This is a genomic window from Priestia sp. ST2 (genome assembly GCF_055810735.1).
The window spans coordinates 332,290-344,729 of the sequence record NZ_JBVVNT010000004.1 but is presented as its reverse complement, the minus strand read 5'-3'; the positions used below and the strand labels follow the sequence as shown (position 1 = coordinate 344,729).

Genomic DNA, 12,440 nt, shown 5'->3' with positions numbered 1-12,440 from the left:
TTATAATAAAAGTACGTTTTAACCCCTTATATTATAGAAAAAGAAGCGGCGCTTTCGAGTGCCGCTTCTTTTTTATGTAAAATCATTATTTACAAAAAATGATTAAATGTCTTGTATGGAGGGAAAGAGTGTTAACAGGAAGCTTTACTATATCATCGTAGAGTTATCTAAAAAACATACAAAGTACAGGAGTGTCGTTTTCGTGAGTTCAACAAAGAAAGTTGTATTTATCAGTTCCATTATTTTAAATGTCCTTTTCCTAGGTGTTTTTGCTTTTTATGCTACAAGCAGCAGCGCAATGAAAAATCCGCTGTCATCTAAGGATTCATCTAAGCAAAGCTATAGAGATAATCCTTATTACATTGAACGGACCACTTTGTTTAAGCAATTAAGTATTCCTAAAGAGTCGATCGTATTTCTCGGTGATAGCATTACCCAGCGCTCTGAATGGAGCGAACTTTTTCATAATAAGCAGATTGTCAATCGAGGCGTAGCCGATGATACAACAGAAGGGGTATTGCATCGTCTAAAAAGTATTACAGATGCTAAGCCAAAAAAGATTTTCTTAATGATTGGCATTAACGATTTAAACGAGCAAAAATCTGTAAAAAAAACCAAAGCCAATTATACTGAAATTCTTGAACGTATTCATAAAGAATCACCGAATACAAAAGTCTACATTCAAAGTGTACTGCCCGTGAACAATAAAAAATGCGGCGACGCAGTGGACAATAAAGATGTTATCGCATTAAATAACTATTTAGAGCGTCTAGCTAAGAAACACAACGATTCTTACATTGATCTGTATTCGAAAGTATCTACACATAATCAGTTAAAAAGTAATTTCACGGTTGATGGTCTTCATTTAAAAGGCCAAGGCTATGCTATTTGGAAACAAGAGGTTCAGGCATACGTAAACCAATAAAAAAGCGCTCCGGAAGGAGCGCTTTTTTTAGATAAGCTCTGGTAAATGTTTTTTAGCATCGTATTCGACAAGAGACTCGCCGTTTTTAATGCGCTGTAAATAATCAGGATTTGAAATCAGCGGGCGGCCAATAGCAGCTACGTCGATCCAGCCGGCTTGAAGCGCTTTTTCAGCTGATTCAGGCGTTAAGTCACCTACACCGATAATCGGTCCATCCCAGTACTTACGCGTAATTTCATAAAGATTTTGACCGTTTTGAACATCTTCATAAAAATCCAGCATAGACGGATGGATGATCTCAATTCCTGTTTCTTTAAATGCTTCTGTATACGTTTGAATAGCTTTTTCAGTATCATCCCAGCGGTAGTCTGGTTTATCAAGCTTATGAGGAGAGAAGCGAATCACAACGCGCTCTTTTCCAATGGCGTCGATAACAGCGGAAATCACTTCTTTCATAAACGTTAATCGCTGTGCAAGGTCACCTCCGTATTCATCAGTGCGTTTATTAGACCAGTCTGAATTAAACTGATCGATCAAATAGCCGTGAGCACCGTGAATTTCAACGCCGTCAAATCCTGCTTCAATGGCATTTTTAGCGGCTTGGGCATACTGTCCCACAACTTCTTTAATATCTTCTTTCGACATTTCTTCAGGCTCTTCATAGGGCTTGCGGAAACGAGGCACTTGGCCTTGTGCTGCAATAGCGGAAGGGGCCTGAGGCTTATGCCCATTGATTAACCCGGAATGACTCAAGCGGCCAACGTGCCAAATTTGAGCAATAATCGTGCCGCCTTCTTCATGAACAGCTTCTGTTACAGGCTTCCATGAATCAATTTGTTCTTGGGTATAGATACCCGGAACGCCAGGATTTCCTTTTGCGCGTTCGCTGATAACAATTCCTTCACTAATAATTAAGCCAATACCATCCTTTGCGCGGCGGCGGTAATAGTCTACAACGTCTTGACCGACTACGCCTGTCTCTGGATCAGCAAAGCATCTTGTCATCGGTGCCATTGCTGTACGAGTGTGTAAATCAAATGCTTCAATGTTTGTTGGTTGGAATAGTTTTTCAAATTTACTCATTTTATATTCAGCTCCTTAAGAGGAAAGTATAGCTGCGAACGTTTTGCAGCGGGTTCAGTTTATTGTAACAGGGGATTTGTTTTATCTTCAAACATTTCGACTTCCGAAAAAAGTTCAAAAAAAAAGCCGGCTGTCTTTACAGCCAACTTTTACAACATTAATGCTGTTTGTTAGGAAGTTTTTTCTCAGGATGCCCAGTAGCTTGACCCTGCTTATTTTTGCGCTGCTTTTCTTGATTATCGTTCAGCTTTTGAACAAATTCATTTGTGTTTTCCATATTATCTAAACCTCCTTTATGAGCTTTCCCTGTTACTATAACCCATTGCACTCAAAAACATGACGCCAATCCGCTAAAAGCCGCTCCATATATACAGCGGTATATAGAAATTAATAGGAAAATCGTGTATACTGTTGTAAAAATAATGTTAATGTTTCGTGAGTTTATAATTTCTTATTCATTCATGAACAAGAAAAGGTGTTACGCAATGAGTGATTTTTTTAGCGGGAAAGAAATGTCGTTTATTTTAATTTTGACATTCAGCGTGTACATATTTGTCTGGAATGTGCCCCTTCAGGCGACAAATGCCATGATGATCTACTTTATCCTGCTGTTTTTGTATACAGTCAGTAAGCTGCTTTTTTCTCCTCAGTTCCGACAATTTCCGCTTGTTAAGGTGCTATTGGCCATTTTATTCGTTCTTATGCTGGCTGAAATAATCGTTGCTTACAGCACTCATAGCATAAAGATTACAGATTTAAATCATATTTTCGATTATTTCAGTCATATGGATTTGTATTCATAGTATGTATAGCAAAAAAATGATTTACGACGAAATCCTCTCTGAGTTCTGGCTGTGCTTTTTTATATTTTTTACACATTGCTTGCACAAAGAAAGAGAAAGAGTACGTTCTTTGACCAAAAGATCAGGGGAATGCCAAATTTCTTTGAATAGCTCTGTTAAGATGCTTTCGCAAGCATGTGGATCTTTTACTGCTGAATAGACAAGACGATACAAAAGCGATTCATATCGATTGTAAAGCTGATGAAGTGCTTCTTTCTTTCGGATTTTTATCTCTTGAATGAGTAAAAGATCATTGTTCATAACCGAGCCCCTTCGAAAATCAATTATAGTTCATTGTACCCTTGTTAAGATGAGTATAAACACCTAAAAAGGAGAGGCTTATGAGCTACGTAGTATCAAAAAAACAAGGCAAAATATTCAACGAGATATCAAAGAAGAAAACTTGGGGAAAGTGAGAGACCGCCTGCAAGCTTTGCTCATTACGTATCCAAATGGGCTGATAAACTTATTGTAGCTGGATGTGCATTGATTTTCCTTACAGTCGTCAGTTTGCTAATCATTGGCATATATACAGTTTGTACATGGCTGTTTTTATAAAGAAAAGGTGCACATCTGTGCACCTTTTCTTTATGAATGCTGTTTTATTAAGTAATTGACAATTTTTTTAGCTGCTGCAGCCGGTCCAGATGCCTGCTGGAAACTTGCGTTGATTTCTTTAATTCCTTTTTTATAGCGATCGTCGCGGACAACTTCTTCAACTGCACTCCTTAAAAGAGAAGCATTTACCGTTTCTTTTGCTAAGCGATACCCGGCGTTTAGTTCCACGAGCCTTTGAGCGACGAGAGGCTGATCTTTCCCATAAGGTAAAACGACTAACGGTACGTTAAAATGAATACTTTCATTTACGCTGTTCATACCTCCGTGCGTGATAAAAACATCAGCTTCTTTTAACACGTCAAGCTGGGGAACATAGGGCGAAATAAGAAAATGCTCTGGTGCTTTTTTTATTTTTTTAAAATCAGCTCGGTCTCCTGCTGCAATCACAACTTTTCCTTCAAAGTCGCTAAATGCGTCGATGCAAAGGTTGAAAAAGCCTTCTACATCATGAAGCACCGTTCCCATTGAAATATAAAGAACTTTTTCGTTCTTTAGCTTTTCTAGCGGAAAATCGTGAGAGCCGTGACGCTTTGGAAAGCTTGGCCCAATAAATAAACAAGAGTCATCAAAATGTTCATGAAGCGGCTGAAAAAAGCGGCTTGTATATACGACCGTTAATTCGCCTTCATTGTTCATAAATTGAAGCAGATTTTTAGGTTCTACCCCAAACTGATTTTTTAGCAAGCTGAGCCCGTACTGAGCTTTTTCGTCAGGTTTAAATGGAACGTCTGAATCGGGATGCAGAGGCATCATTGCTAAGCGTTCTTTTGGCATTAAAAAAGAAGCGGATGATACAATCCCGGGAATCCGCAAATAATCACGGACTAATTCGCCTGCTCCAAACTTGTCGTAAAACACAAAGTCAAAGTCAATTTTTTTTGATAACGTATGAACAAGCTTAAGCGTATCTAAAGACGTTTGGATGTGGATATTTAAAAAAGCGTTGATTCCTTGAGGAGTTTCAGGCTTGATGGATACACCGCTTAAGAAGTCCCGGTGAGTGTGTACGATAGCTCCGGCGTTTTCAAGACGCTCTTTAAAACGCTCGGTCGTAATGTAATGAACGGTATCACCTCGGTCTGAAAAAGCTTTTACCATTCCAAGCGTTGGGTTTACGTGACCTTCAGCGGGAAAATTGATCATTAAAATGTTTGCCATTTTTTCACTTCACTTTCGGTAAGATTTCTTCAAGCGTAATCAAATATAAGGAAGTTGACAACTAATTTGGCTAGCTCATTTATCTTTTCAAATCCTATCTTTGTGTGTAAAGTGTGAAAAAATATAACTTTTTTCCTAAAAAATAACATCATTAAGCGGAGATTATGGTAGAATTTTGAGAGCACTAGAGAGAAAGAATCATTTTTGGAGGTTACTATTTTGAGTACGTTATCAACAAATTCAGAACCGGTTTTAAAGCCTAAAAAGAAAAAAGAGTTTACTTACTTCACGCTGCTTCTATTTATCGTGTTGGGCTTTGGTCTGCAGATTATAGCTGGAATTGGAGTAGCTATTTACGATGAAGTTACGGGGTCAAATATGACGGGGATTTTATTAGAAGGACCATATGCTCTGCTGGTAGACGCGGCGTTTTTTCTAGGTGTTGCCGTGCTGTACAGGCCTGTGCGCAGATTTTTAAAGCCTATGTGGAACTTCTCAGTATTAAAAGAAAGAAAAACGTATGTATATATTGTAGTAGGCTTTTTAATTGTAGCCGCGGTGCAGTACGTGATGCTTTCATTTTTAAACGTAGAAAGCGCAGATCAGCAGCAAAAGGATTTAAATCAAGGCAGTTTTAATCAAACGCTGCTTTCGAGCTGGATATTTTTTATAAGTGTAGCAGTTATCACGCCTATTAAAGAAGAACTGCTTTACAGAGGTGTTTTATGTGGTTTCTTAACCAAACGCCATCACGTGCTTGTGGGCGTTTTCGTTTCCGCTCTTGTATTCGGCCTTTTACATATTGGCTTTCCGATTACAGCTACCGTCATGGGACTTGTCTTTGCCATTATTTATTATCGAACAAAATCTATTTTCCCATCTATGATTTTACATATGCTGTGGAATGGATTAGTGAGCATAACCGTGTTCTTTTAAAAGCCGCTTAAGCGGCTTTTTTATTTGGATAAAGACGCAGAATGCTTTACGCGAATTTTCCCAACTATTAATAATCCAAGAGGGTAAAATAGTCCAAATAGCAGACTGTACGGAATCCACGTATCTCTGTCCCACGTTTGTTCATATGGAATGCTTGGATACACGATAAGTGAAAATGTAACGGCAATAATGCCTAGCGGAAGAGTTAAAACTCGGTAGTTTTTTAATTCAAGAATTTGAGCGAGTCCAGAAACGGTCGCATAATAGTAGAGAGATGTTTTAAAATAAAGAGATAAAAACCACATAATAGCCATAATTACTTCAATGTTTTTTAGAAAATCCGCAACTTCAATCCGTCTTGCAAGCTCATAGCTTGGATATAAAGCAATACGTGTATACGTATTTCCAAGTACAAGAATGCCAAGCAATAAAATAATAATCATAATGCCTCCGCCGATTAAGCTTCCCGTAAAAAAAGCCCGGTTCCGCTGGTCTGGTTCCGCTACGTGAGCAGGGAAAACGGTTAGCAATACAATAAAAGTGAGAGACGTAATGCTTGTAAATACCAGAATAGATCTGATAATAGGCTTAACGCCTACCTCTAACAAAGGCTGCAAATTCTCATAATGAATTTGAGGGAAGATCGAAAAAACTAAGATTAAGAACGGAATAACAAACCATGGAAAGAGAATTTCAGCACAGCGGGCAATCGTTTCAATGCCAAGCCGAACGCCGACAATCACAATTCCCATAAACAAAATATGAACAGCAAGCATAGGTGTTTGAATAATAATGCGAGTTGTTAGAAACGAGCCCACGTAAAACAAAACTTGACTGCAAAAAAGAAGAGTAGAAGCGACAAATAAAAGAGAGACAAACTTTCCTAGCCACTTTCCTAAAATGGCTTCGTTTAGTTCTATCAGGGTTTTATTCGGATAAAGGCTAGAGAGTTTGATATACATCCATACAAGTAAAACGCCTACACCTACGCCTAAAATAGCTGGAATCCATGCCTCTTGTTTAGAATCAGCGGTTAAGCTTCCAGGCACGACTAAAATAGTATCGCCTAAACTATAAAAAATGACGAGTATTCGAAACTGTGCTGCGGATAATTTCATCTGACGATGCAAGTTGTTCACTTCCTTTTACTTCAACAGACTGAACAAAAAATCACTAAAAGGTTTTAATAAAAAAGCAATGCCGTCCCCGGGGTTGGGGATTTCAACACCGCCGTATTTTAAACTAACAATCAAAATACTTACTGTGAACAAACTCCAAAACATTCGCTTTTCTTTTTTACTGTTCACTTTTTTTAAATAAGGTATTTCTACTAAACAAACAGCTGCACAAAGTAAAAAAATCCCTAAAAATATAAGCATGTATCAACCTCAATTAGTAACCCTTTAAAAATGATGAAGGGATGTTAAAGACGCCTGTGTTTCAAAGATAGTATGATCCAAAAAGGTTTCATTTATGAAAAGTAAGACTAAAGGCAGGGCAAAACCGTGTTATAATGACCAAGTTGAGCGTTATAATAGAAAAAACATCATGATTACAAACAAGTAGATACATAACAAGGTAAGGATGGGAGAGAGATATATGGCAGATGAGCTCAAAAAAATGCTAGATGACAAAGAAAAGGTGCAGCTTATTATCGCCGCTGTTGTCATGCTTGGAGGCCTGGTCGTTTTGTTAAAAAGTGTTGCAACAGGGCAGGCCATGGGTCAAAAATGGCTAGAAAGTCAAGGGAACGCAGACACGGATCTGTATCTTGAAACGATAAAAAGCTACATACACCTGTATCAAATTGTGGGTGGCGTCATGTTTGGAGGAGGCCTTCTCACGTTACTTCGTGCTAAACTAAAGAAATAAAGCGTCAGCAAAATAAAAGATCATAGTCCAAAAGAAGTGTCATATCTTTTTAATAACTTAAAAAATAGTGAAAAGGAGTTATGTATGAATAATGAAGAAAATACACCGGCTTATCATCTGTTTATGATGATAGGAGCGCTTGCTATGCTGATTTTTGGTGTTGTCGGTTTCTTTATTCAGTATCCTGCTACGTTAAGTTTTGTGATGTGTATTGGCGGAAGTATCATATTTTTGCTGCATTTATTTGAATATATGAAACCTAAAAATGAACTATAGCATCTTCAAACGAGGAAATCTAGAAGCAAAGGAAGATGAGAAATGCGGAAACACCGTACGTATGAAACGCTAGTTGATCTTTATCAAAAAAGCGCCAAAATTCATTATGAAATCGATTATCGAGATAAAAAATCTGTAAAAAAAGGCAATCGAGCTGCAGAAGATATGAAAAAAATTGCGCAGCTCATTCATTTATACTATCCAGGCATGCTGTTTGAATTTGCAACACTGCTGACGAATCCTACTTATCGAATTGATTTATGGGCTGCACATCATATTTTAGAAATCATGAGCTATTCACCAATGCTTGAGGACAATGCGCTTTCCGTCATTGAACGCTACGCCGATGAAAATGATTTTACAGCTTTAGGAAATCGCATGTGGTTAGATCAGTGGAGAGAAAAACAGCGATAAAACTCGGCTAAGCAAACAAGAATAACCAAAAGGAAGATAGGTATATGAGTTTACGTACATTAAAGAACGGTATAGGCGTCAGCATTCGAGAAGCAGCACCAAAAGACGCAGAGAAAATGATTGCTTTTTACAACCGGGTAGGAGGAGAAAGTGATTTTCTTTCATTTGGAGAAGGTGAGTTTCTTACACCCCTTTCAGAGTACGAACTGTTTTTAGCTTCTGTAAAACAAGAGCAAAATGCTCTTATAGTTGTGGCTGAAAAAGAAGAGAAAATCATTAGTATCGCATCCATCACCTCGTCTCAAAACCCGCGTAATAAGCATGTGGGAACCCTCGGTATTGTAGTAGAGAAATCTTATAGCGGGCTAGGGTTAGGCAGACAGCTAATGATTGAGCTGATTGAATGGGCACGTACGAATAAACAAACAAAAAAAATCGAACTTGTGACGCGAGAAGATAACCAAAGAGCTATTTCTTTATACAGGAAGCTAGGGTTTCAACCAGAAGGATTAAAAGAAAAAGACACCTATATAAATGGCGTGTACTATAATACAATGCTTATGGGTCTTCACTTATAAAAAGAGGCTGGGACAAAAGTATATTAAGTGAATGAAAATCCGAACGATGAATCGTTCGGATTTTTTCATTGTGGTGATGAACATAAGTTTCATATAGGCAGGTGCTTCTAGCGGTTTTGAAGGCTCAGCGGCGCCCGCGGAACGCGAAGCCTTGGACGGAAATCAACAGCGGCGGAACAAGCAGGTCAGATTATATATGCCAGTTGTTCGTCTTTAGATTGAATTGATTTAGTTATATCTCATTGTCTTTTTGTTTATTGTTTTTAGCGTCTGCAAATACACTCATCGCCTCGTTCATAAATTTGGCTAATCCTTTTCCGTAGCGGTCAATGGTAGTTGTAAATCGCTCATCTTGCACATACATTTCTCCGAGACCTTTAAAGGCTTCTAATGAATACGTTCCAAAGTTCTCATTTAAAAATTTATACCATTTCCCAATAGCTTTTTGAGCTTCTGTAGAGGATGGTGACAGATCACGAAGCGAAGCTAGGTGAGTGTAGATACTTTCCCATTCGTTTGACATGTGCTGCTGTTCTTCTTGTGAGAAGCTTTGTACTTTTTCATTCGCTTCATCTACCCGCTGGTTTCCCCAGCGCTTCCGTGCTTCTTCTTCGTATGGGTTATGCGAAAAATCCAGTCCTTTAAACCGCTCTTTTTCGTTCATTTCAATCGCTCCTTCTTCATATTGAATCGTTTTATTAATGGTTACAATCATTTGATCGAGCCGACTGCGTTTTTCAATCAGCATGTTTTTTTGCAGTATCAATGCTTCTGTGCGATTAAACGTCGGGTCTGTTATAATCTCGTGAATTTGTTTTAAAGGGAAGCCAAGTTCTTTAAAAAATAATATTTGTTGAAGCATATCGAGATTAGCCGCTGAATAAAGCCGATAGCCGGATTCACTAACGGCATCAGGTTTTAATAGCCCGATTTCGTCATAGTGATGCAGCGTGCGGACGCTGATTCCTACTAAGTCAGCAACTTCTTTTATTTTTCTGTTCATTCTTTCATCTCCCTTCTGAAATCTACTATAAAATATAACGCAGCGTAAGGGTCAATACTAAAAAAGAAATAATTGACTTTTAGTTTATATGCATTTATATTTAATTAGCATTAACTATTTATGACATGAAATAAATAAGCAAGCCTGGAGGAATAGATGTGACAAAAAGCAATCAGTATCTTGGAGAGATTCGTTCATCGCTTCAAGTGCTATTTGAAAAAATGCAGCCCGAAATGATGGAGAGCCTAAATGAGCATGAGATGACTCCTACGCAATTATTTGTTCTTTCTTATTTAAAGAAAGTAGGGAGCAGTAAGGTTTCTCAAATTGCAGAACTCATGGATGTCAAACCGAGCGCCGTGACTCTTTTAGTGGATCGTCTCGAACAGCACAATTTTGTTGTAAGAGAACATAATAAAGAGGACAGACGAGTCGTTGATATTACCTTAACGGAATTTGGGTATCACAAGCTTGAAGATGTGCTGAATGGTCGAAAAGCCATTATGGACCGCTATCTTTTGCATTTAACAGAAGAAGAGCTTTCTATGATGGCTTCTATTACGAAAAAGCTTGCAACGTCAGCTGCTTCTTATAAAGATAAGCAGCAGTAACAAAAAAGAGGAGAGACACACGATGGAAAATCAAAAAAATTCAAAGCGCACGCTCTTATTAATTGGGTTAATTATTGCGATGTTCTTTTCTGCACTTGATGGAACCATTGTCGGAACAGCTATGCCAAGAATCGTAGGAGATCTTGGTGGATTGAGCATGATGACATGGCTGACAACAGCCTATTTATTAACGTCGACAACAGTTGTTCCGATTGCAGGAAAGCTCGCTGATTTAGTAGGACGCAGAGTAATTTATGTTACAGGACTTATTATTTTTATGGTTGCTTCTGCTCTATGTGGAATGGCAAATAACATGACAGAGCTTATTTTATTCCGTGCATTACAAGGAATTGGCGGCGGGGTTATGATGCCGATGGCAATGATTGTAATCGGTGATTTATTTACAGGAAAAGCACGAGCAAAATTTCAAGGAGTATTCGGAGGAATTTACGGTCTTGCTTCTGTCATCGGTCCACAAATTGGCGGGTGGATTGTTGATTCACTGAACTGGAAATGGGTATTTTACATCAACTTGCCGGTAGGGATACTCGCTACCGTTTTTATTGCCCTGGGACTTCAAGGAAAGAAACATACGGGACCTGTGAAATTCGATGTAGCCGGTATGTTCACAATGGTTATTGGAGTAGTGAGCTTGCTTCTTGCCCTGAGCTTTGGAGGAAAAGACTACGACTGGAACTCTTGGCAAATTATTAGTCTATTTACACTTGCTGTTGTGGGGATCATAAGCTTTATTATTGTGGAAAAGAAAGCGAAAGAGCCGATTCTTCCGATGTATTTATTTAAGAACCGAACGTTTACGCTTTTAAATATCATTGGCTTTTTTATGAGCATCGGCATGTTCGGGGCCATTACGTTTGTTCCGTTCTTTATGCAAGGAATCGTTGGAGTCAGCGCCTCGGAATCCGGTACCATTATGACACCGATGATGATTTCAATGATTGTAACAAGTATTATTGGAGGGCAGCTTGTTTATAAAGTTGGAATCAAGCCTCAAATTGTTACAGGTATGCTCATTATGGCAGGAGGGTTCTTCTTGTTAACAACATTAGACCTTCATACTAGCAAACTTGTTGCCACTTCTTATATGGCCATAATCGGTTTAGGAATGGGTCTTGTAATGCCAATTTTAACACTTGCTCTTCAAGAGAGCTTTTCAAAAGAAGAGCTCGGTGTGGTTACATCATCAAGTCAATTTTTCCGTTCAATTGGAGGAACGTTCGGTATTACGATCTTAGGAGCGGTAATGAATGCAAAATCAGGTACGCTTCTTAGTGACAAACTCGTTCCATATTTAAACACATTGCCTGCTCAAGCAAGTGCTTTTGCAGACGGGTTTAAAAAAGCGATTGATACGAATCCTGAAAGTGTGCTGCAGATGCTGTTTAGCCCTGAGGCGCTAAAGAGTATTCCAGCTGCGCTTTCAGACAGCATTGTGCCAATTTTGAAGACCTCGCTAATGAGCGCATTGCACAGCGTCTTTTTCATGGGCTTAGCTTTTATTATTTTAGGAGCGGTATGCACATTGTTCTTAAGGCAGATCAAGCTTTCAAATAAAAAAGCCGAAGAAAAACCAGAAGAAGGCATTGCTGAAGTAGAGCCATCACATTAAAAAAAGCGCACAAATTTGTGCGCTTTTTTCTATATTAACTAGTTGTTTCATTAGGCTTACGAAGAAAAGGAGATTGTTTAGACGTGTCATACGAAATTTGATCAAGCAAATACGTTAAATATAAGTTCAGTTCAAATCGATCTTCCGACACAAAATCTGTAAGCGCTTGCTTATCATCTTTCCACATGGTAATTCCTCCTTAATTTTACATACTAATGAATGGATTTAATATCAGAAAGCAAAAGGGAAACAACGGCTTCATTTTCGTCTTTTACGGATAGAATTTGCTGATGGAGATTTAAGTTGTGCACGCGGCCTTTGCACGTTTGCAACGTCCCATCTTTATAGTAAGAAACAGTTATCGTCCCACTTTTCGTTAATTCTCGTAAAAACATTCAAGAAGCCTCCTTAAAAAAGATTACCTGATTTAAAAGCCAGTCCTTTCATTTGAGATGAGCAAAAGGGAATTGTATGTACTGCAAGCTTCCCTTTAT

At 38.4% G+C, this 12,440-nt stretch carries 17 protein-coding genes and 1 pseudogene; 9 read left to right on the top strand and 9 right to left on the bottom strand.

Annotated elements, in window-relative coordinates; all coding sequences use genetic code 11:
• Positions 1-202: 202 nt before the first annotated feature.
• Positions 203-925, top strand: a complete 723-nt coding sequence (locus tag AC0KUU_RS18980; protein WP_162214550.1) for a GDSL-type esterase/lipase family protein — start codon at positions 203-205, stop codon at positions 923-925.
• Positions 926-952: 27 nt separating this feature from the next.
• Here AC0KUU_RS18980 and AC0KUU_RS18975 read toward each other — a convergent pair.
• A pseudogene (locus AC0KUU_RS18975) lies at positions 953-1,993 on the bottom strand (alkene reductase); the annotation flags it as partial.
• 172 nt (positions 1,994-2,165) lie between these two features.
• On the bottom strand, positions 2,166-2,285 hold the full coding sequence (locus AC0KUU_RS18970) for a DUF4023 domain-containing protein (protein WP_013057809.1): 120 nt from the start codon (positions 2,283-2,285) through the stop codon (positions 2,166-2,168).
• A 208-nt stretch (positions 2,286-2,493) separates the two neighbouring features.
• Here AC0KUU_RS18970 and AC0KUU_RS18965 point away from each other — a divergent pair, with 208 nt between their 5' ends.
• The gene (locus AC0KUU_RS18965) at positions 2,494-2,811 is read left to right on the top strand and encodes a hypothetical protein (RefSeq protein WP_013057808.1); all 318 of its coding nucleotides are present in this window, start codon (positions 2,494-2,496) and stop codon (positions 2,809-2,811) included.
• Positions 2,812-2,832: 21 nt separating this feature from the next.
• Here the strand turns inward: AC0KUU_RS18965 and AC0KUU_RS18960 are convergent, their stop codons facing one another.
• Both AC0KUU_RS18960 and AC0KUU_RS18955 read right to left on the bottom strand, forming a co-directional pair.
• The gene (locus AC0KUU_RS18960; RefSeq protein WP_028409216.1) at positions 2,833-3,111 is read right to left on the bottom strand and encodes an RNA polymerase sigma factor; all 279 of its coding nucleotides are present in this window, start codon (positions 3,109-3,111) and stop codon (positions 2,833-2,835) included.
• 327 nt (positions 3,112-3,438) lie between these two features.
• A complete protein-coding gene (locus tag AC0KUU_RS18955) occupies positions 3,439-4,626 on the bottom strand; it encodes a macrolide family glycosyltransferase (RefSeq protein ID WP_322552233.1) in 1,188 nt (395 codons plus the stop codon).
• 219 nt (positions 4,627-4,845) lie between these two features.
• On the opposite strand from AC0KUU_RS18955, the gene AC0KUU_RS18950 reads away from it, so the two are divergent.
• The gene (locus AC0KUU_RS18950) at positions 4,846-5,562 is read left to right on the top strand and encodes a CPBP family intramembrane glutamic endopeptidase (protein WP_043981448.1); all 717 of its coding nucleotides are present in this window, start codon (positions 4,846-4,848) and stop codon (positions 5,560-5,562) included.
• Positions 5,563-5,582: 20 nt separating this feature from the next.
• On the opposite strand, the gene AC0KUU_RS18945 is transcribed toward AC0KUU_RS18950, so the two are convergent.
• Both AC0KUU_RS18945 and AC0KUU_RS18940 read right to left on the bottom strand, forming a co-directional pair.
• Positions 5,583-6,692 (bottom strand): GerAB/ArcD/ProY family transporter, encoded by a 1,110-nt coding sequence (locus AC0KUU_RS18945; protein ID WP_025751128.1) that lies wholly within the window; start codon positions 6,690-6,692, stop codon positions 5,583-5,585.
• A 15-nt stretch (positions 6,693-6,707) separates the two neighbouring features.
• Positions 6,708-6,941 carry a hypothetical protein gene (locus AC0KUU_RS18940; RefSeq protein WP_043981449.1) on the bottom strand — a complete coding sequence of 78 codons (234 nt, stop codon included), beginning with the start codon at positions 6,939-6,941 and terminating at the stop codon, positions 6,708-6,710.
• Between the two features lie 220 nt (positions 6,942-7,161).
• Between AC0KUU_RS18940 and AC0KUU_RS18935 the strand changes: the two genes are divergently transcribed.
• The 4 genes from AC0KUU_RS18935 to AC0KUU_RS18920 all read left to right on the top strand — a co-directional run bounded on the left by AC0KUU_RS18935 (position 7,162) and on the right by AC0KUU_RS18920 (position 8,702).
• The gene (locus tag AC0KUU_RS18935) at positions 7,162-7,434 is read left to right on the top strand and encodes a hypothetical protein (protein ID WP_025751130.1); all 273 of its coding nucleotides are present in this window, start codon (positions 7,162-7,164) and stop codon (positions 7,432-7,434) included.
• Between the two features lie 84 nt (positions 7,435-7,518).
• Positions 7,519-7,710, top strand: coding sequence for a hypothetical protein (locus AC0KUU_RS18930; RefSeq protein WP_014459359.1), 192 nt, complete (start codon positions 7,519-7,521; stop codon positions 7,708-7,710).
• A gap of 42 nt (positions 7,711-7,752) precedes the next feature.
• Positions 7,753-8,124 carry a hypothetical protein gene (locus AC0KUU_RS18925; RefSeq protein ID WP_013057801.1) on the top strand — a complete coding sequence of 124 codons (372 nt, stop codon included), beginning with the start codon at positions 7,753-7,755 and terminating at the stop codon, positions 8,122-8,124.
• 44 nt (positions 8,125-8,168) lie between these two features.
• Positions 8,169-8,702: a GNAT family N-acetyltransferase gene (locus AC0KUU_RS18920; protein ID WP_237074413.1), complete on the top strand. Its 534-nt coding sequence runs from the start codon at positions 8,169-8,171 to the stop codon at positions 8,700-8,702.
• A gap of 232 nt (positions 8,703-8,934) precedes the next feature.
• Here AC0KUU_RS18920 and AC0KUU_RS18915 read toward each other — a convergent pair whose 3' ends face one another.
• On the bottom strand, positions 8,935-9,705 hold the full coding sequence (locus AC0KUU_RS18915) for a MerR family transcriptional regulator (RefSeq protein ID WP_043981451.1): 771 nt from the start codon (positions 9,703-9,705) through the stop codon (positions 8,935-8,937).
• Between the two features lie 158 nt (positions 9,706-9,863).
• Between AC0KUU_RS18915 and AC0KUU_RS18910 the strand changes: the two genes are divergently transcribed.
• Complete coding sequence (locus AC0KUU_RS18910; protein WP_043981452.1) at positions 9,864-10,316, top strand: MarR family winged helix-turn-helix transcriptional regulator; 453 nt, start codon at positions 9,864-9,866, stop codon at positions 10,314-10,316.
• A gap of 22 nt (positions 10,317-10,338) precedes the next feature.
• On the top strand, positions 10,339-11,946 hold the full coding sequence (locus AC0KUU_RS18905; protein ID WP_237074414.1) for an MDR family MFS transporter: 1,608 nt from the start codon (positions 10,339-10,341) through the stop codon (positions 11,944-11,946).
• 34 nt (positions 11,947-11,980) lie between these two features.
• Here the strand turns inward: AC0KUU_RS18905 and AC0KUU_RS18900 are convergent, their stop codons facing one another.
• A complete protein-coding gene (locus AC0KUU_RS18900; RefSeq protein ID WP_165574954.1) occupies positions 11,981-12,133 on the bottom strand; it encodes a hypothetical protein in 153 nt (50 codons plus the stop codon).
• A gap of 25 nt (positions 12,134-12,158) precedes the next feature.
• The gene (locus AC0KUU_RS18895) at positions 12,159-12,341 is read right to left on the bottom strand and encodes a YolD-like family protein (protein WP_013083869.1); all 183 of its coding nucleotides are present in this window, start codon (positions 12,339-12,341) and stop codon (positions 12,159-12,161) included.
• Positions 12,342-12,440: the final 99 nt, after the last annotated feature.

Coding starts and splice junctions, on each gene's coding strand:
- AC0KUU_RS18925 (WP_013057801.1), top strand. CDS start 7,753: ATGCGGAAACACCGTACGTATGAAACGCTAGTTGATCTTTATCAAAAA.
- AC0KUU_RS18915 (WP_043981451.1), bottom strand. CDS start 9,705: ATGAACAGAAAAATAAAAGAAGTTGCTGACTTAGTAGGAATCAGCGTC.
- AC0KUU_RS18900 (WP_165574954.1), bottom strand. CDS start 12,133: ATGTGGAAAGATGATAAGCAAGCGCTTACAGATTTTGTGTCGGAAGAT.
- AC0KUU_RS18920 (WP_237074413.1), top strand. CDS start 8,169: ATGAGTTTACGTACATTAAAGAACGGTATAGGCGTCAGCATTCGAGAA.
- AC0KUU_RS18940 (WP_043981449.1), bottom strand. CDS start 6,941: ATGCTTATATTTTTAGGGATTTTTTTACTTTGTGCAGCTGTTTGTTTA.
- AC0KUU_RS18960 (WP_028409216.1), bottom strand. CDS start 3,111: ATGAACAATGATCTTTTACTCATTCAAGAGATAAAAATCCGAAAGAAA.
- AC0KUU_RS18955 (WP_322552233.1), bottom strand. CDS start 4,626: ATGGCAAACATTTTAATGATCAATTTTCCCGCTGAAGGTCACGTAAAC.
- AC0KUU_RS18935 (WP_025751130.1), top strand. CDS start 7,162: ATGGCAGATGAGCTCAAAAAAATGCTAGATGACAAAGAAAAGGTGCAG.
- AC0KUU_RS18895 (WP_013083869.1), bottom strand. CDS start 12,341: ATGTTTTTACGAGAATTAACGAAAAGTGGGACGATAACTGTTTCTTAC.
- AC0KUU_RS18930 (WP_014459359.1), top strand. CDS start 7,519: ATGAATAATGAAGAAAATACACCGGCTTATCATCTGTTTATGATGATA.
- AC0KUU_RS18970 (WP_013057809.1), bottom strand. CDS start 2,285: ATGGAAAACACAAATGAATTTGTTCAAAAGCTGAACGATAATCAAGAA.
- AC0KUU_RS18965 (WP_013057808.1), top strand. CDS start 2,494: ATGAGTGATTTTTTTAGCGGGAAAGAAATGTCGTTTATTTTAATTTTG.
- AC0KUU_RS18905 (WP_237074414.1), top strand. CDS start 10,339: ATGGAAAATCAAAAAAATTCAAAGCGCACGCTCTTATTAATTGGGTTA.